The sequence below is a fragment of the Lederbergia citri genome, assembly GCF_018343625.1.
GTDB classification, from domain to species: Bacteria; Bacillota; Bacilli; order Bacillales; family Bacillaceae_C; genus Lederbergia; species Lederbergia citri.
Genome location: NZ_JAGYPG010000002.1, coordinates 337,013 through 355,109 on the forward strand (window position 1 = coordinate 337,013; position 18,097 = coordinate 355,109).

Here is an 18,097-nt window from a genome sequence, read left to right on the forward strand (position 1 = left end):
GCTTTAAGCTTTATTAGTTTGTTTCGATTAATCCATATTTACCGTCTTTTCTACGGTAAACGATGTTTGTTCCATTTGTTTCGGCATCTGTGTAGATGAAGAAGCTATGTCCAAGCATGTTCATTTGTAGAACTGCTTCCTCACTGTCCATTGGCTTTAAGTCAAATTGTTTTGTACGGACGATGGTCATTTCATCATCATCTTCTTCATTAGTTGCCGCTCCGTTAACACTCGTATTGAAAAATTCATTCATATTTCCTTTTTCACGGAATTTACGGTTTACTTTCGTTTTATGTTTACGGATTTGTCTTTCAAGTTTATCAACAATTAAATCTGTCGCTGCATACATATCGTTATTTACTTCTTCTGCACGAAGCGTTAATTGTGGAATTAGAATGGTAATTTCCACTTTAGATGTTTTATCAGGATAGACCTTTAAGTTTACATGCACATTTGCATTAGGAGTTTCATTAAAGTAACGCTCAAGTTTTCCAACTTTCTTTTCTACATGATCACGAATTGCCTCTGTGACCTCGATGTTTTCACCACGAATTTGGAAGTTCAGCATATATAACTCCTCCTTTTTAAATGCTATGTATATATACTTCTATATACAACTTAAAAATCCTCCCTGTTTTGAATAATTTATTTGTCGAAAACGTGAAATTTGACGAATTTTTTATTTTCTTTTATCGTAAAAAATTCCGTCCAGTTGTTCCGTAGCTGCATAAGGATTGGCGTATCTTTCGGCAGACAGCTTTCTTCGCTCCAATTCTTTCATATCGCGTTGAATATCCATCTGGATTTTTATTAATTGATTCGTCATTTCCTCATCTAACGCAATCAGTTTTTTTCCATTAATTTGGTCTTCAGAAGAAAATGGCTTTATTATTTTAGATACCCATTCTGAACGCTGGTCTAACAAACGCTCAATCTCACCGATAACCTCATCGCGATCCATGGAGACTGACTTAGCCAGTGCTATGATTTCCTCAGTGACTTCCACGCATTTTTCAACAGCATTCATCAAACCCCACTGCCTCCAACAGCATGCTGCAATTGTCGATTCATTTGAATAGCTTGCTTCCATGTATCACGGAATTCCGTAATAAGTTCTTCCACTTCTTGAAGGATTTTTACATCATTATGGATATTTGCTTCGATTAGACGTCGATTTGCATAGTCATAAAGAGCAATCATATTTTTAGAAATGTCCATATCCATATTCAAGGTAACCATTAATTCAGTAATGATATTTTGGGCCTTCTGGATATTCGTATTTTTCACTTCAATGTCCTTTGATTCAATAGCAATTTTCGCCAAATTAATAAATTTTAAACAACCATTGTAAAGCATCAATGTAAGTTCACCAGGAGATGCAGTCGTTACAGCGTTTGTACGATAAGCCTGGTACGGATTAGCGCTTGCCATTTTATTCACTCCTTGTTGTTAAGGACTTGTATCTTACTATTATCTCATAAAGCTTTTTTAATTTCCCGCGAATTGCTGCCATAAATAATTGGATTGTTCATTGGCACGTTGAATCGCTTTTTCCATTGCCGTAAATTGTCGCCAGTAGCGATCCTCAGTCAGTTTCAATCTTGTTTCAAAATTATCAATACTTTTACCCACACTCAATAATTCACGACCAATCGTAAACTGTTGATTCGTTGAAGTGGCACGCCCTGCTTTTTCCTGCAACTTTTTCATCGCTGCATCAACTGTGTCATATAGTTTATGCACGACACCTCGGTCAGATGTCGTTCCGTCGCCTCGGAATAAGTTTTCAACGGATTGCGGATCTTTCTCTAAGGCTTCCTTAAGCTTAGCCTCATCAATTTCCAGCTTTCCGCCTTCCATATAATTGGCCGTCGTTTTAATACCAATACTCGCAAGCTGTTTAAACAGCCCATTCGTTTCAATGACACTGGACATATCCAATCTCATTGCAGATAAAACGCTGGAAAGTATCGGGTCGCCTTTAAGAAGACCACTTCTAGCCATCTCTTCCCACTTTTCCTGTTGCTTCTCGGATAATTCTTCCTTCTCATCATCCGTTAACGGCTTATAGCTGCGGTATCGATTCTCATTTAACTTCCCGTTGATATCGGCAATTAATTCATTATATTGTGTAACAAACGCTTTTATATTTTCAAATACTTGATTTGTGTCGTTGCCTATTGAGATAGAGACAGGTTGTACAGCATTTTCCAAGAATGTTTGTTTAAGTGTAAACGTGACTCCGCTCATTTCGAAGGTGTTGGTGGAGCGTTGAGTTTCTAAACCATTAATGGTGAAAACTGCGTTTTGTCCATCGGTATATGTTCTCTTTTCATCAAATTTCAAGACTTCTTCTATAAATTGTCCACTGACTGTAATTTGATCCCCAGTTCCAAATTTTCCAGTTTCTTTTCTAGTTAAGGTAACTTGATCTTTAAAAGAATCATAATACATTGTAACGCCCGCAGTGGAGTCATTTACTTTTCGTATAACGCTATTTAGTGTATCAGTTTCGATAAAAAAGATTTTTTCGTTAACTTTGCCTTTCGATGTCTCTGTATTAATATCAAATGATGAGAAATTTTGTTTATAACTGATTTCAATTTTTGCTCCAGGTGGCACACCAACTATTGGTTTGCTGTCTTCACCAATTTCAAAACCATCATCCGTTTCATCAAAATGGATAGCTCCTGTAGCTGGAATTATTTTACCCAGCTTTCTGTTACCTTCCATAAGATAAAAGAAACCATCCGCATTTGGGACTGGGTCACCAACTGTTAAATTAAATGTTTTTGTTCCATCTTCCAATGTTACCTTTATTTTTACATCTTCTTTATTAACTTGCTTTCCAAGATTAATAACATTTAATGGAACATCGTCCGTAACAGTAATTCTCTCTGTTTTACTCTGAAGCACATAATCTACTTTAACAGTGGCATCTTTAGGTAGTTTTACTCCGAATTTTAGATTCCCGTTTTCATCAACAGCAACTTGATTATCATTCAGCTCTTGGACATCACCCATCATAACCACTTCATATGATTTGCCATTTACTTTTACATTAATTTGAGGATTTTCTTTATATTCAGGGGGTTCATTTTTAGATAAAATATCTAACTTTAATTTATCCCCCTTAAGCTTCAGGTCTAAAATAGTGACATTTTCATCAGGCACACTATCTTTATTTACATCTAGTGTCTTGCTACTAACTACACCTTTATCCCAAACAATTGAAGTACCCAGTACACCATCTTGACTCTTAAGACTCTTAGCCGGATCAATTTCCCCTGAAGAAATCCCTCCAGAATTAACCATAACAGCAGCACTCGCCAACTGCTTCACCTGCGAAATCGAATACGAAGCCTGCGAGGCCCCACTCGTCACCGTAGCCGAAACAAACGCATCATTCGAAGATGTTACTGTTCGTGCACGGTAGTTTGGTGTCAATTTCAAATTTGATAGTTTGTCTCGAAATGATAGCAGTTTTGTGTTCAAAGCACGGAAGTCGTCGCGCTGCCATTCGAGGATTTGCTTTTTTTGTTTTAGTTTATCAAGTGGCATTCGTTCTGCGCGCATTAAATCTTTGACCATTTTTTCGATGTCCATGCCACTTGCAAGACCTGCAATTCTCATCTACTATACCTCCATTTCCCAGCTGTTTAGATTTTTTTATCAACCATCAGTCCTAAATATTCTGTCATGGCTGCAAAAATATCTAGCATTCTTTTCGCTGGAATTTCTTTTACAACTTCTTGTGATACCTCATCGACAATTGTCACGTAGTATTCGTTCAGTTTATCGTGGTACTGAAACTTTAAGTGAGTGTTCGGAGATGCCTTCAAAAAGTCGTTCATGCTGTTGACCACTTTTTCTACTTGTTCAAGTGGATAAACAATAGGTGATGGAGTCTTATCTACTTCTGTTGGCTGTCCTTGGACAACACTTGCTCCTTCCACCTTGCTTACTACAGGTTCTTTAAATGTTAGATTTACCGATAAACCTCCTCCAACCTGTCCTACCATCCTTCTTCTCCCCTTCGCCCCAGTTTGAACATAATCTAGTTTTAATATCGGCAAAGATTACCAATAGTTTAATTCACCTTGAAAACTCTCGAATATGATGTTTATAAATCATATATTTTTGTAGACCTTTTGCATTTTCTTGTGCACGTTCCGCCTACGATACCGCTTTTTCGTGGCATCCGCTTTCCCTTTCAAGCGCTGCCTTCAATTCATATTTCATACATGCAATTTCTATTTTCCCTACAATCTCTTCTGCTTTGCTAAAATTCCTTTCATTAATGGCATTAACACCTACATAATAATATTGGTATGGAAGGGGTTTGATATCACTAACATACTTTTTAATTTCGGAAAAATCTTTTTTATACAGAGAATGTATTGTTTTAAAAATTGCTTTATGGTGCGGCTTTTTATACTTTTTCAACACCTTTTCTATTGATTCGGAAACGAGCTGATCATCTTCATTTGCTACACCATAATACAAAGCGATGAGCGGTTGTTTTATATTATTCTGCATAAACCGTTCAATTTTGTTCACGTCTTTTGAAAAATACATATAGTATAGTTGTGGCATAAAAATTATTAAAAAAGTAAATATAAACGTAATGGCAAATACAGTAGGCAATGCTAAATTCAGTGCTGTAAGAGAACCTATCATTACGATTGCAATAATCAAAGAAATGAAGAAAGTTTTTTTCAATTAAATCCCTACTTTTTTAAAAAAATATGTTTTATTTTGACGAAATCGGGAAAATGATTAGTACAACTCCATATATCACTTTTCCATCAAAGGAGTGGTTCCTTATGAAGTACGATGCTGATGGTTGCAAAGTGGACCGTGGAGTGGAGACCCCCTAAAGGGTCAGGGAGACTGGTAATGTAACCAGTCTCCTTTCTATTTTATAGACAAGTGCCCATTTAGTTGTCCATATTGCTCCAAACTCCCATCCTCCGCATATGATGCAGTGAAGCTTACCAAATATATAAATATGAGGATGCCACGTGAATAATTATAATCAGATTGGTTATGGTCACGTTCCTATGGAACATTATCATCAATATATTCCAATGGAGCAATATCAAGAAGGAAGTTGGGATCGCCAGTTTGGGTTTGGTCGACCATTCGGATTTGGGAGACCGTTTGGATTTGGCTTTGGACGTCCATTTGGGTTTGGGTTCCCAGGGTTTGGATTTGGATTCCCACCATTCGGATTTGGATTTCCGTTTTTCATTTAATATCACGTGAGTTAGACTTGTCATACAAAAAATATGGCTTACCCTTTTCGACATTTCCCGGGAAATATCGAGTGCTCGTTTATTCCGCAAGAAATAGGGAATAAGAAGATATGAGAAATCTACTTAAAGGAGAATGCCATTTATGAAAAACAAAGCTCTATTTACCACACTTGCACTTGGCGCTGCTTATTTACTTCGAAATGAAAAATCCCGCAACAAACTGAAAAATCAATTTAAAAATATGGGTTCCAAAACTAAGTAGACATCTCCTAACAAAAATGCCCCTAAATAGGGGCTTTTTGTATTAATGCAAAGGAACTCTTCCTTGTTCGTGTTTATTCAGCCATAATTGAAGTTCATCTATAGGCATAGGTCTTGAAAAATAAAAACCTTGCAATTGTGGACAGCCCAATTTTTTAAGCGTCTTCCACTGTTCAATCGTTTCAACCCCTTCGCTGACTACATTCAATTTCAATAAGTTCGCAAGGTCGATAATCGTTTTGGCGATCCCTTTACTCACTTCATTATTCGCAATATCCCGTATAAATTGACGATCAATCTTTATTTCTTGGATTGGGAAATGTTGCAAATAATGAAATGCAGAAAAGCCAGTTCCAAAATCATCGATGCTTACTGAAAAACCAAGTTGTTGCAATTCCGAAATTCTATTTTTGACTTTATCGAAATCCTCCATCGCCACATTCTCGGTAATTTCAATGACAAGTTGGCGTGGATTAATTTTGTATTGTTCGAGACAATTTTTCAAACATTGATTTAATCTAGAATGTAAAAAATGCCTCGGGGAAATATTTATTGAAAGTGTATAATCTTGCTCCCCATCTTCTTTCCACTTTTCAAGTTGTATAAATGCTTGTTCAATCACCCACTCATCTATAGCAATAATGAGTCCTGTCGATTCCGCAAGTCCAATAAAATTGAGTGGAGGAATGAGCCCTTTTTCTGGATGATTCCATCTGATTAGCGCTTCGAACCCAATAATTTCACCTGTAAAACTGTTTATTTTAGGCTGATAAAAAAGCTCAAATTCATTTAAATCAAGCCCTTTACGCAAGTTCATTTCGGCAAGGAGATCATCCTCAATAATATTAATCATATCTTCAGTAAATCTCGTCTGAACAGATCTTGCGTGCTTTTTCTTTGCAGCATTTAAAGCAACTTGTGCCATTTGAATACATTTATTTGCATCTTGACCATGATCAGGATATATACTTACTCCATAACTATGCGTAACATATACGTCCTGTCCTTGAATAAACATAGGCGCACGTAATTTATTTGCAATTTCCTCCATGCTTACACATTTAACTTCACCTTCTGAATTCGCTGGCAAGAATAAAGCAAAATGACCGAATCCAATTCTAGAGACAAGCCCTTTTGATTGAATGGATTCTTGTAGACGTTTTGCCGTAGTCATAAGGACTTCATCGCCGCTGCTATAACCAAGCACGTCTTGAATACTATCAAACTGGTCAAGCTGCAAATAAACCATCAATCTTTTTTCCCCGGGTTTTAATGCTTTCATCTTTTCATTTACTTCTTCAAGAAAAGCATGGTGATTAGAAAGACCAGTCAAAGGATCAATATAAGCAAGCTCCAGCATTTTACCTTCTACTTCAATCCTATTTAACCGTTCGAATATGAAACTGACCATATCCGCCAGCATGCCTGCTATAGTCTGGTTTAACTCCGACCACGTTTTCTGCGAAAAAGATTCGCAGCATAGCACTCCGCCTATACCTTTACTTAATATTATAGGAACATCCAATAGTGATTTAACTCCGCCTATTTGCTGGAAATATCCACTTAAATCCTTTACACGCAAATCAGTTTCTGTGTCTGTAACCGCTAGAGATCTACTTCTTACTATTTCTTCAAAATATGTAGGCATTTGTTCAGCATGCAATTCCACACCTAAAAGATGCCTATGCGATTGCCTATCATATAAATTTCGACATGTTAGAATGGTTTGATCTTCATTAAAAATCCAAATGCCCACTCGATCACAGTTGATTAAAATTGAAATCGTTTCACATATTTCTCTGAGCATCGATTGGATTTCTGCCTTAGAAATGGTTTTGGCTTTTGCTAATTCAAATAGTCTTTGTTGTTGATCCCTTAACATTTTTTCCATTTCAACTGCTTCAAAAAATCCTTTCCCAACATGTGGCAAAAGAATAAAAAGGATTTCGTTATTAGAAAGATTGGTAGATGTCACTTCAAAAGTCGAATCACCAACCAATATTTCCAGAACTCTTCCACTGTCAAACTCCTTTTTTAATAGCTCAGTAGAAAAAGACGAATGATGCTGCTCAAAAAGGTTATTTGGATCATGAATGAGCGAAAAGGATTGTTTTTCTTTATTAAAAAGCAGTATACAGGGAGCATGATGCAGTTCCATTAAAACACGTCCTTGTGTTAAGAATATACTTGTATTGTAATTATCGGCAGAAATAAGAAGAATTGTAGCGATAAATGTATTTTTTCATAAAAAAGAATCGCTCTTCTAAGAGAGCGATTCCTCTAGCAACTAAGCATTTTGTCCGACGTGTAGATTTGGTGTTTTCTTCGTTCTATTATCTTTTCGATGTTGAATAACTTGTTTTACTGCTGGGATTAAGAATCGGTCGACTGCATAGTATGTTGCACCTTTCCAAGCAATCAAGAGTACGAATGCTGCTAGTAATAATATTGGGTTTGTAGCAATTGTTCCTGCCATGAGGAAGTTGAGATTCATAAATCCTGCTGCAATAAGTGCTGGGATTGTTAATGCTCCAATTATTAAACCTATACCAACTAATACTTCACCCCATGCAATCAATACGTTGAATAATTTTACATTTGGGAGAGCAACATTTTCTAGAAATGTTGCGTACCAGCCTTGAACAATCGGTGCCTCTCCTCCCGCTTTTGCAATTGCCCCGTGTAAAAATCCCGTTGCATCAAATCCTCCGAATGCTTTGTGCCATCCTGCCTGCAGCCACTGTACCCCGAGCCATATTCTTAACGCGGCCCATATGATGCCAATGACTCGATCATCAAATAATTTTTTCATTTTTCTCACTCCATATATTTGATAAAGAGCAATTTGTGAAATTATTCACATATTAGTTTAAAAAAATTTATGAGTGCTAAATGTATTATGCGATTGAGTTTGTGAATTATTTCACTATCTCTTTTCACTTATAATATACTATGGATATTATTATAATGCAACGGACATTTCCAACATTTCAAAAATTGGACATAATTGGTTTCAATCTTATTTTTTAAAAAAGGGATAAAAACGATGACAAATGAATGGCGGCAATGATTGTTTATGCTATACTACTTTTTATAAGGAGGCGATTTAAGAAGATGTCAGACAAGAAAGTTCGCTGGGGAATAATGAGTACAGCAAGTATTGGAAAACGTTCTGTCATACCGGGAATTCAAGAATCAGAACGAAACGAAGTTGTTGCAGTAGCAAGCAGATCTTTGGAAAATGCTAAAAGTTTTGCTAATGAATTAGGGATTGCTAAAGCGTACGGAAGCTATGAAGAATTATTAAACGATCCTGAAATTGATGCCGTTTACATCCCTCTACCGAATCATTTACATAAGGAATGGACGATCAAAGCTGCTGAAGCAGGAAAACATATTTTATGTGAAAAACCGATTGCGCTAGATGAAGATGAAGCAAAAGAAATGGTAGAAGCATGCGAAAAAGCTGGCGTTGTCCTTGCCGAAGCTTTCATGTATCGCCACCAAAAAAGATATGAAGATATTAAAAAACGGATTAAAAATGGTGAAATCGGTGAAATACGTGGGATTCACGGAGTTTTTACGTTTAATAATGCAGGCGATTACAACAATATCCGCTATAAAAAAGAATGGGGCGGCGGGTCCATTTATGATGTTGGCTGCTACCCGATTAGTGCTGCTCGATTAATTTTGGAAGAAGAACCACAGGCCGTTACAACTCATGCTTTCTTCTCGCCTGAACACGATCATGTCGATATGATGGCATCAGGATTAATGGAGTTTTCTAACGGTGTTGCTTTGACATTTGATTGCGCGATGTGGGCTGAGTTCCGAAATGAGCTGGAAATACTCGGTTCTGACGGAAGAATCGTATTGAAAGCAGCATTCCTTGGCGACCAATCATATGAAATTATTAAAGGCGGGAAACCTGAAACCGTTCCCGATGATAATATCAATTCTTATAAATTACAAGCTGATAGTTTTGCAGAAAGTGTGCTTGATAGGAAGCCAGTTAAGTTCCCATTCGACGATATTCTAAAAAATATGAGAGCAGTAAAAGCAGCTTTAGAATCCGCAGAAAAAAGAGAAAGAATTATTTTAAATTAAAGGGGATGAGCTTTAATGAAAAGTATTCGCGTTAAAGGTGTAGATAAAGACATATCGAGCCTTGTAATGGGTTCAGATTATTTTACACCAGAAAAAATGGATCTTGTCACAGATGTTTTAAACAATTATTTGGAAATTGGCGGTAATACGATTGACACTGCCTTCATTTATTATGGAGGAAAAAGTGAAGAAGCAATCGGTATTTGGATGGAAGAAAACAAACGTCGTGATGACGTCATCATTTTAACGAAAGGTGCTCATCCAAACCACGAAGGACCTCGTGTCAGCAAACAAGCGATTGATGAAGAACTAAAAATCAGCTTGGAAAGACTTCGGACTGACCATGTGGAATTATATGCTCTACACCGCGATAATCCAGAAGTGCCGGTCGGCGAAATTTTGGAAACACTAAACGCACACGTGGAAGCCGGACGCATTGGAGCTTTTGGTGGGTCCAACTGGTCAATTGAAAGACTTCAAGAAGCAAACGATTACGCAGAAAAGAACGGTCTTGTCGGCTTTTCATTCAGCAGTCCTAACTTAAGTCTTGCAAAAGCGCAAGAACCATATTGGGCTGGATGTGTTTCGGTTGATGATCCAATGCTTGCATGGCATGAAGGAAGTAATATGCCTCTATTTTCATGGTCATCCCAAGCGCGTGGATTCTTCACTGGAAGATTTACACCTGAAGATCGCTCCAATGAAGATTTAGTGCGCGTATTTTATAATGATGACAACTGGGAGCGTTACCGCCGCGCCGAACAGCTTGCAAAGGAAAAAGGCGTCGAAACAATTCAAATCAGCTTAGCTTATGTATTGAACCAAAGCTTCCCAACGGCTGCCATCATTGGACCACAAAACAAACAAGAAATGGTATCTTGTAGACAAGCAGCTGATATTAAATTGACTGAAGATGAAATTAAGTGGCTTGATCTTCGAACTAGATAATGTATAAGCCCCGGTGAGATTCGCTTCTCACCGGGTTATCTTAGTAGGCTTCCACTGAACATCAATCATATTCCATTTGCCATTTTCATAGTAGGATCGTACCTCTACAATCCCAATTACATCCGCATGGACCGCTCCACTCACCTGCCGATAGCTTTTTAAACCATATCCTTCCTTTCCTTTTATTTTCACAATTTTGAAGTAAGCAATAGGATCAATCATTAGCTCGTTTGGCTCATTTAACATACCATTTTTTTGATAAAGGCCTAACTTAATATAATCCTCTTTACGACTAGAAAGGTCTAAATGAATCGGATTTTTCATTCCTGGAATCGTCATAATCGCCTTGAAGTTATTCTGAAAGGAACTTTCGATAGAGAGTGGCTCCGGCAATGGTATTTCATAAATCTTTCCATCTTTTACTGTATGGAGTGCATAGTTATAGATGCCTCCACTTCCCCCTGTCGCGCTCGAAAAGAGAATATCATCTACACCATCATGGTTTAAATCAGCAAATTCGAGCTTTGGTTCAAATCCACCTTCATAGTTAATTTGGATTTTACTAATTCCTTTCCCTTCAACTTCTGCCCAAACTTCATAGTAGTAATCTTTATTATCTTTAAGTGGAGTTCCGTACACCGTAATCTTTTCAGGTTGACCATCACCTGTCACATCGTGATGATATTCCAATATGGTCTTCGGATTTTTTGCTGCAAAAACTGGAGAGATATGGGAAAAAGTAAACAATAAGACCATAGATACAATCACCATACAATATCTTTTCATTGCATCATCTCCAACTAACCTTTTCTATTTACTGTTTCACTTTCAATCAAGAATTATGTAATAAGGGAGGTGAGCATCTTTGTTAATATTTGTATAAAAATGTAGAATAATGTAGAAAAGTGTTATATACTTTAGTACTGTATACAAAGTCGCATATTAAACATATTGAAAAAGGCAAACTATTTGAAAAGATAGGACGCAAAGCTAAGGGTCTAAGGTTGAGTAGGTAATATTTCCTACCCGCTATGATCGCCTGGTTACCAAATGCAATATTCTTATATTAAACCTCTAATATAAGTATCTTTTGGCTATTCTTTTTGGAATAGCTTATTTTTTTAAGGAGAGTGAGTAATTTGCCAACGTCTATTGAACAGAGAAATAAAACGGTTAGGGACTTGTTAAATGGCACTTTCACGTCATTTAAAAACGTCGTTCCAATCCAACATGATATAAAAAAACCACAATTATTAGGAAAATCACTGCATCTTGAATATGGTGTTCTGATTGGAATTACGGGAGACGTTAAAGGAAATTTAATATTATCTTCCACGCCTAACGTTTTCAGCTCCATCAGCGAGGTTATGTTTGGGATGCCGTTGGAAGGGGATATGCTCGCATCCTTTAGTGGAGAGCTTGGAAATATGATTGCTGGCTGCCTCTCTACAATTATTGTCGAAAATGGGATCAAAACTGATATTACTTCTCCGACCATCATGAAGGGAAATACGACATTATCTGGATATGAAAAGGCGATTCAGCTGACAATCAATTTGGAGAATATTGGAGAAATGGATATATATTTATTACTAGATTGAAGAAGAAAGCTGTCGTGTTGACAGCTTTTTAGTTTGTTCTGTTCCACCTTCACCCCACAATGATATAGAAATGTATTTCACCTAAATTTAATCATTATCAATTCTTCGACAAATTGACTTTTCCATATACAACAGCTGGAGCTTAAATTGAACAATCATCAGCTTCCCCCTTAGCCTCTAATAGTATCGGTGTAAAACAATTATCCACTGATGCTAATCTGACACTGACAAACATCTAACGGAAGGTCATAATGTATATTAGAGGAAGGTGAATCGTATGGGTTACGTAAAAGAATTACGGAAAATGATCGGAAAAAGACCAGTCATATTGGTCGGCTCGGTCGTTATTATTATAAATGAAGAAAATAAAGTATTATTGCAGCAACGAAGCTATCCTTACGGTGTATGGGGACTGCCAGGGGGATTGATGGAACTAACCGAATCTACAGAGGATTGTGCAAGACGAGAAGTATTGGAAGAAACAGGGTTAGTAATCGGCGAAATAGAATTAGTTTCCGTTTATTCAGGTCCACAAAACTTTGTAAGAGCAGAGAACGGGGACCAATTTTATGTGGTAACGATTGTGTATGAGACCAGAGATATTTTAGATGGATCTTTGAGGGTAGATGGCGATGAATCTTTAAATCTTGAGTATTTTGATTTATCGCGACTCCCTGAAAACATGGTTGGCAGTCATCAGAAGGCGATTGGTGATTACCTCAGTAAAAATAACTCTTGATTCTGAACAAAATCCTGCATCTTTTAGGTTTATATTAGCTGCTGCAAGCTTTCTTATCATATGTCCATATCTTTAGAAATTTTTTTCTTTATTTCTACATGATGATTGATGAGTTCTATTAGAAGTTTGAAGATTCTATTAGATGATTTGCACTTCTATTAGAAGTTTCTAAGTTCTATTAGCGATTTGTTTAGGATAATACAACAAATTTTCAATACTTTACATACCAATATCGTTTCCCTTAAAACGGCTTCAAAATCATTAATGCTATAATGACTAAAAAAATGAAGCTAGCGATATTTTCGTAGAAAACAAGTTTCTTTCCTTCACGAATATATTCTTCGGGAATCTCGTTACCTTCGTGTGCTTCAATTTTTGCTTTAAGAGGTTTTGAAATGGGTGATAACACAATTGGTCCCATCGCGAGCGCAAGTAAAAAGAGCAGCAAACTTACAACATACCAGACCGTGCGAAATAAGCTTGTATTAATTGCACCCATTAGCAAGCCTGAAACAAGTAATAACGTTCCGCCAATCATAACAAAAACATGAAGTCGGTTTTTAATTTTATAAGCAAGCCTTAATTCATTAATCGTTTTTGCTGTCCTTCCAATTTGGCTCAACACAAATCCCGGACCCATTCCTAAAATTGCGGAAAATATATGTATAAACACTAAAATTTTGTAAAATATAACCACTGATTTTCCCTCATTTCATTAGGAAGAGGATGATTTTCTCAATCATCCTCTTCGGAATTCACCATAATTCCAGCCACTTGTGTGAGCCTGCTAAAAAACATCTCACCCGCTGGATGATCACTTAGCCCCACTTCATCAAACGCTTCTTTCATACAACGAAGCCAGCTGTTTGCACGGCTGGGCGTTATTTTAAAAGGAAGATGTCGATGCCTCATTGCGGGCGGACCGTATTCCATACTGTAGAGTGCAGGGCCGCCTAAAAACTGAGTCAAAAACTTCCTTTGTTTTTCCATGATTATATGCATGTCCCCTTCAAAAAGCGGACTAATATTTGGATCAGCATATACCCGAGGATAAAATGCATTGACTAATTCCTCTATTTTATCTCCACCGATTTCATCGTATACCGTTTGTAATCGAGGTTCCTTCACTTTCTTCCCTCCCGATGCGTCTTTCTTTCATTATATAGTATAAATCAAAAATCATGATGTGAGATACATCACAGTGAAGGAAGTTACTAGCAAATTTTCATGTTATTTCTTTTTACTACTAGCGCTTCCTAATCCCGCACCTAACGCTACTCCTATGGCAATTCCTACCGCTAGATTGTCTAAAGCAACACCTAATCCTGCGCCAATGGCAATACCTATTGCAATCCACCAAGTAAAGTTGTTTTTAGATTTGTTGTTATTCTCCATAAAAATCACGCTCCGAAAAATTTGTATATATTAATTTACGATTGAACCATAGATAAGTTTCGAAAAGCGGAATTCTTAATATCTTATTTGGATCAAAGCTTTCTCTCCTCAATTGACTTCTACTTTCTACTGCGTAGAGCCATTAGAATTCGAATAATCAACAACTATGGAAAACATGCCAGAAGGTAGATGATTAAAATCTCTTCAATCCCTCAATTGTTGCTTTTATATCAACCAAACCAGCGTCATTCACTATGATATAGTCCAACTTCTCAGCAACCGTCATCGTTTTACCACTTCTCGTTCGTGCCGGTTTCTGCAAAGAAAGATTTTCCTTTTCGGATCTACATAAAACTTCCTTCATCGTTCGTTCTCGAAGTTCCCGTTTGTTCTCTCCCTCTTCTGCCACAACTTTCACACAAAGTTTTTGCTTTTCTAATTGGAAATAATATCGCTGCTTTTTTTGTTGTTGCCACCAAAATCCCCAAAATCCTCCTTTTGGATTTGAGACATAACCCCAATCTCCAGCAATTTCTTTTTGTAATTCTTGATAAAATCCTTGCCAGGCAAATGCATCCCACTCTGAAATAGGAATACTCCAAAATGCTGAAACTTGCTGTTCTATAGATTGTAAATGTCGTAAGTAATCAACAAATATGGAGTTTTGAACATCTTTACCTTTCTCCATAATGTTCAACATCATTTTTCGTGTGAATGGGAAATATCCTGCAGATTCCACAGATCGATAATGGCTTTGGTCCGCTATTTTAAAATAAATAGGCAACTGAATGAGATTAGGGTATTCCTTGCGCACAGTCTCACGATAACGAACAAGCTGGTTTGAATGATTTTTCGTATAGGTCTTATCTTCAATTAAAATTGCATATTCATTATTGATAATCGCTAGCACATCAAGCGATTTAAATTGCCTAATTATTTCAATTGAACGAATAGGTGGTGCGCTTAAATGGTGAGCAGTAAAAATGGATGATACAAAATCTAACGCGACATTATGTAATGGTTCATCATGATAACGATATCCTTTTTGCCCCCATGAAAGAAGCCAACACAAAAAAGCATCCTGCGAAAGTTCACTCGTTGCAAATTGAAATAAATTTGGTGGTGTGAGATAGGCAGATTCACTATCGCGTGCATTTTCAAGCAATAACATAACATCATGATTCCCGGTATAATACTCCCAATAACCTCGTGCAAGAATGGACTGGAAGTGCATTGGCGGCCATATGACAGAATCATGTAGTTCTAAAATTCTCCCCTGTTCATTTGGATATAACAACAACAGCCGATCCTCACCTTGCTGGGCAATAATTTCCGGGACGGGATCTATCAGCTTTGTGTAACCACAATTTTTCTCACATACGTAAGCGGAATAAGCATCCACCTCAACACCGCCATCCTCTCTTTCTTTTATAATCTCGGAGGCATCCTCTATTAATCCAGCACCACATTTTGGGCATTTCATTAGTGTCATATGTAGTCACCTTCTTTTTAATTTATGATATAAACGGTTAGGGAATGGCAAATGAGCATAAAAAATTATCACCAACTAATTATGATTAACATGATATTAGTAATATTAATTATTTTAAATGTAGTATGAACGATATTAATTTGCTAGTTTTTGGAATAGCTTCATCCATTAATTAAAAGGTCATGGCGAATTAATCAGTGTCCATGACCTTTTTCAAAGAAAGTTTAGTTTTTATGTAAAAGTAACTACCTAAATCATTTTTCCTAGCGCAGAAGCTGTAAAATACCTTCGGGTTGTTGATGAGCGTGCGTTAGAATTGTTTGTGATGCTTGAAGTAAAATTTGTTGTTTTGTCATTTCCATATATTCTTTAGCTACATCTACATCTCTTATCCGCGATTCAGCTGATGTAATCTGTTCATTGTAATTTTCATTTAATTCAAAAGCGTGTTCAAGACGATTTTGCATAGCACCAAAATAAGAGCGGTGGCTAGAAACACTTTGGATTGCACGATCAAAAGCTGATATTCCTGAATTCGCATCAGTAGTAGCGCTTAATCCCCTTAATCCCAATGTAGTAATATCCGCTGATATTAAATCTAACTCAACTGTTTGTCCAGCGTTTGCACCTGTTTGAAATACTATGGTACGGAATATCGGCATTTGATTCAGAGTAGTAAAAGCAGAATTTGCTGTATACTCGCCACTGACGATTTCCATACCAGAAGGCCATATTAAATTAAATCTATCTAATGGCTGATCTAATGGATTATAGACATCTTTTATGACATCTCTTGCATTCAGGAGTTCGCCATTATCAGCGTCTTCTCCACCTATTGCTCCTACATCATGGTTGCTTAGTTTTCCATCGTCGATCAATTGTTGTAAATATGCACCTCCATTTGTTTTAAAATCCGTGTAAAAAGCTTGCATATTAGCATATTTTCCATTGGATGCATTGGCAATTGCTATATCCATGGAAGGTTGTGACGGACCCGATAATGCTTGCATAAAAGACTTTATTCCACCATTTCCATCCAATTTTAATTGTTCATGCAAATAGCGGGTAGCAAGGTATCCAGCAGAATAATCTAAACTTTTTCCCTTCCAACTACTATCTGTTCCATTTCCAAATGCATTAATTATTCCATTCACACCGTGATAACTTAAATCAGCCAGTAACCGCTCATCTCCACCTTCGATAAATTCAGCTGTCCCTTCTTTAAACCACTTCGGCATTTCCCCAAAACGCATAGAGGTTGCCATCATCGCGTGGGTTAATTCGTGAGCAATCGTTCTGTCAAGATACATCGGGTAGGATCCACCATCTGGCCAACCAATTTCATTAAAATAAGCTTCATTCACCACAAGGCTAAGATTATATCCTTGCTGGGTAGAATTATTTACATAATAACTAACGTATGCCAAATACGATTGGCCAGGTTCATTAACGAAACTGACATTCATATTTATTTTTTCCTGATTTGGATCATTTCCCAATCCATAAAATTCTTGAATTCTATTTTCACTTTGCTCAAGCATCGACCATCGCATTACCGTAGCAATTTTTTCTTTTAATGAAAGATTTGGATCTAGTTCCTTACTCTGAACAGTTTGTGTTGGTGCACCTGGCCAGCCTCCAAATGAACCTGGAGCGGGTGGTGGAACAACGACTTGTCCACCTAAGAGACTAATTCCATTAAATTCGGTTGTCGCTGCAATATGATCAATTTCCTCTAACAACTGTGACACTTCTGATTGAATTGCCTCCAAATCACTTTCGGCATTTGTATCATTTGCAGCCTGAACCATCAACTCGCGTCCTCTTTGTAAAAGAGAATGGATTTCTTGAAGTCCGCCTTCTCCTGTTTGAATCAATGATATAGAATCTTGGATATTCCTTGATGCCTGTGTTAATCCCTTTATTTGCGCACGCATTTTTTCGGAAATAGCCAAACCTGCTGCATCATCTGAAGCACTATTAATCCTAAGGCCTGAGCTTAACTTCATCATGGACTTTGATTGTTTATTTACAGCATAGTTCAATTGTCTTTGTGTGTTTAAAGCTGTGATGTTATGTTTGATAATCATCATGCATCCCCTTGGTGTCTTTGTCTTTATCTTTGTCCATACCAACTCCACTTTGGAGGTATAGACGTGTTAAGTTGTTTAAACAAACGAATTATTTAAGTAACTCCAATAATAACATTGGATCTTAATTTGCTTGTGAAAGGATTGCCTGTGAAGTTGTATAAGAATATCGTTTTTAATTTTTTTCATCATTTCTTTAGACAAAT

Annotated in this window: 19 protein-coding genes and 1 riboswitch; of the genes, 5 read left to right on the top strand and 14 right to left on the bottom strand. The window is 37.0% G+C overall.

Translation table 11 applies throughout. From position 1 onward, the window contains the following. Positions 1-13: 13 nt before the first annotated feature. The 6 genes from hpf to KHA97_RS10415 form a co-directional block, all read right to left on the bottom strand. Positions 14-568: a ribosome hibernation-promoting factor, HPF/YfiA family gene (hpf, locus tag KHA97_RS10390; RefSeq protein WP_213124680.1), complete on the bottom strand. Its 555-nt coding sequence runs from the start codon at positions 566-568 to the stop codon at positions 14-16. A gap of 111 nt (positions 569-679) precedes the next feature. Next, positions 680-1,030, bottom strand: a complete 351-nt coding sequence (locus KHA97_RS10395; RefSeq protein ID WP_213124681.1) for a flagellar protein FliT — start codon at positions 1,028-1,030, stop codon at positions 680-682. Further along, positions 1,027-1,431, bottom strand: a complete 405-nt coding sequence (gene fliS / locus KHA97_RS10400; protein WP_213124682.1) for a flagellar export chaperone FliS — start codon at positions 1,429-1,431, stop codon at positions 1,027-1,029. Before fliS ends, KHA97_RS10395 begins: the two co-directional genes overlap by 4 nt. A 57-nt stretch (positions 1,432-1,488) precedes the next feature. Next, the gene (gene fliD, locus KHA97_RS10405) at positions 1,489-3,633 is read right to left on the bottom strand and encodes a flagellar filament capping protein FliD (protein WP_213124683.1); all 2,145 of its coding nucleotides are present in this window, start codon (positions 3,631-3,633) and stop codon (positions 1,489-1,491) included. A gap of 26 nt (positions 3,634-3,659) precedes the next feature. Continuing rightward, positions 3,660-4,022 (bottom strand): flagellar protein FlaG, encoded by a 363-nt coding sequence (gene flaG, locus KHA97_RS10410; RefSeq protein WP_213124684.1) that lies wholly within the window; start codon positions 4,020-4,022, stop codon positions 3,660-3,662. A gap of 154 nt (positions 4,023-4,176) precedes the next feature. Beyond that, positions 4,177-4,722: a hypothetical protein gene (locus KHA97_RS10415; protein ID WP_213124685.1), complete on the bottom strand. Its 546-nt coding sequence runs from the start codon at positions 4,720-4,722 to the stop codon at positions 4,177-4,179. Between the two features lie 302 nt (positions 4,723-5,024). On the opposite strand from KHA97_RS10415, the gene KHA97_RS10420 reads away from it, so the two are divergent. Further along, a complete protein-coding gene (locus tag KHA97_RS10420; protein WP_213125824.1) occupies positions 5,025-5,258 on the top strand; it encodes a hypothetical protein in 234 nt (77 codons plus the stop codon). A 304-nt stretch (positions 5,259-5,562) separates the two neighbouring features. On the opposite strand, the gene KHA97_RS10425 is transcribed toward KHA97_RS10420, so the two are convergent. Continuing rightward, complete coding sequence (locus tag KHA97_RS10425) at positions 5,563-7,677, bottom strand: sensor domain-containing phosphodiesterase (RefSeq protein ID WP_213124686.1); 2,115 nt, start codon at positions 7,675-7,677, stop codon at positions 5,563-5,565. Positions 7,678-7,806: 129 nt separating this feature from the next. Then, positions 7,807-8,331 carry a DoxX family protein gene (locus KHA97_RS10430; RefSeq protein ID WP_213124687.1) on the bottom strand — a complete coding sequence of 175 codons (525 nt, stop codon included), beginning with the start codon at positions 8,329-8,331 and terminating at the stop codon, positions 7,807-7,809. A gap of 302 nt (positions 8,332-8,633) precedes the next feature. On the opposite strand from KHA97_RS10430, the gene KHA97_RS10435 reads away from it, so the two are divergent. Beyond that, on the top strand, positions 8,634-9,626 hold the full coding sequence (locus tag KHA97_RS10435; RefSeq protein WP_213124688.1) for a Gfo/Idh/MocA family protein: 993 nt from the start codon (positions 8,634-8,636) through the stop codon (positions 9,624-9,626). Between the two features lie 15 nt (positions 9,627-9,641). Then, the gene (locus KHA97_RS10440; RefSeq protein ID WP_213124689.1) at positions 9,642-10,574 is read left to right on the top strand and encodes an aldo/keto reductase; all 933 of its coding nucleotides are present in this window, start codon (positions 9,642-9,644) and stop codon (positions 10,572-10,574) included. A gap of 27 nt (positions 10,575-10,601) precedes the next feature. Here KHA97_RS10440 and KHA97_RS10445 read toward each other — a convergent pair whose 3' ends face one another. Further along, a complete protein-coding gene (locus KHA97_RS10445; RefSeq protein WP_213124690.1) occupies positions 10,602-11,360 on the bottom strand; it encodes an FG-GAP repeat domain-containing protein in 759 nt (252 codons plus the stop codon). A gap of 163 nt (positions 11,361-11,523) precedes the next feature. Then, a riboswitch (cyclic di-GMP riboswitch) is annotated at positions 11,524-11,625 on the top strand. Between the two features lie 79 nt (positions 11,626-11,704). Between KHA97_RS10445 and KHA97_RS10450 the strand changes: the two genes are divergently transcribed. Both KHA97_RS10450 and KHA97_RS10455 read left to right on the top strand, forming a co-directional pair. Next, positions 11,705-12,175: a chemotaxis protein CheX gene (locus tag KHA97_RS10450; RefSeq protein WP_325167439.1), complete on the top strand. Its 471-nt coding sequence runs from the start codon at positions 11,705-11,707 to the stop codon at positions 12,173-12,175. A 277-nt stretch (positions 12,176-12,452) separates the two neighbouring features. Beyond that, complete coding sequence (locus KHA97_RS10455; RefSeq protein WP_213124692.1) at positions 12,453-12,914, top strand: NUDIX hydrolase; 462 nt, start codon at positions 12,453-12,455, stop codon at positions 12,912-12,914. A gap of 241 nt (positions 12,915-13,155) precedes the next feature. Here the strand turns inward: KHA97_RS10455 and KHA97_RS10460 are convergent, their stop codons facing one another. The 5 genes from KHA97_RS10460 to KHA97_RS10480 all read right to left on the bottom strand — a co-directional run bounded on the left by KHA97_RS10460 (position 13,156) and on the right by KHA97_RS10480 (position 17,891). Then, entirely contained in the window at positions 13,156-13,611 is a 456-nt protein-coding gene (locus KHA97_RS10460) for a DUF2269 family protein (RefSeq protein WP_213124693.1), read from the bottom strand. Between the two features lie 38 nt (positions 13,612-13,649). Next, a complete protein-coding gene (locus KHA97_RS10465; protein ID WP_213124694.1) occupies positions 13,650-14,042 on the bottom strand; it encodes a globin domain-containing protein in 393 nt (130 codons plus the stop codon). A gap of 102 nt (positions 14,043-14,144) precedes the next feature. After that, complete coding sequence (locus KHA97_RS10470) at positions 14,145-14,309, bottom strand: hypothetical protein (protein WP_213124695.1); 165 nt, start codon at positions 14,307-14,309, stop codon at positions 14,145-14,147. A gap of 193 nt (positions 14,310-14,502) precedes the next feature. Next, on the bottom strand, positions 14,503-15,801 hold the full coding sequence (locus KHA97_RS10475) for a PD-(D/E)XK nuclease family protein (RefSeq protein WP_213124696.1): 1,299 nt from the start codon (positions 15,799-15,801) through the stop codon (positions 14,503-14,505). 263 nt (positions 15,802-16,064) lie between these two features. After that, the gene (locus tag KHA97_RS10480; RefSeq protein WP_213124697.1) at positions 16,065-17,891 is read right to left on the bottom strand and encodes a flagellinolysin; all 1,827 of its coding nucleotides are present in this window, start codon (positions 17,889-17,891) and stop codon (positions 16,065-16,067) included. Positions 17,892-18,097: the final 206 nt, after the last annotated feature.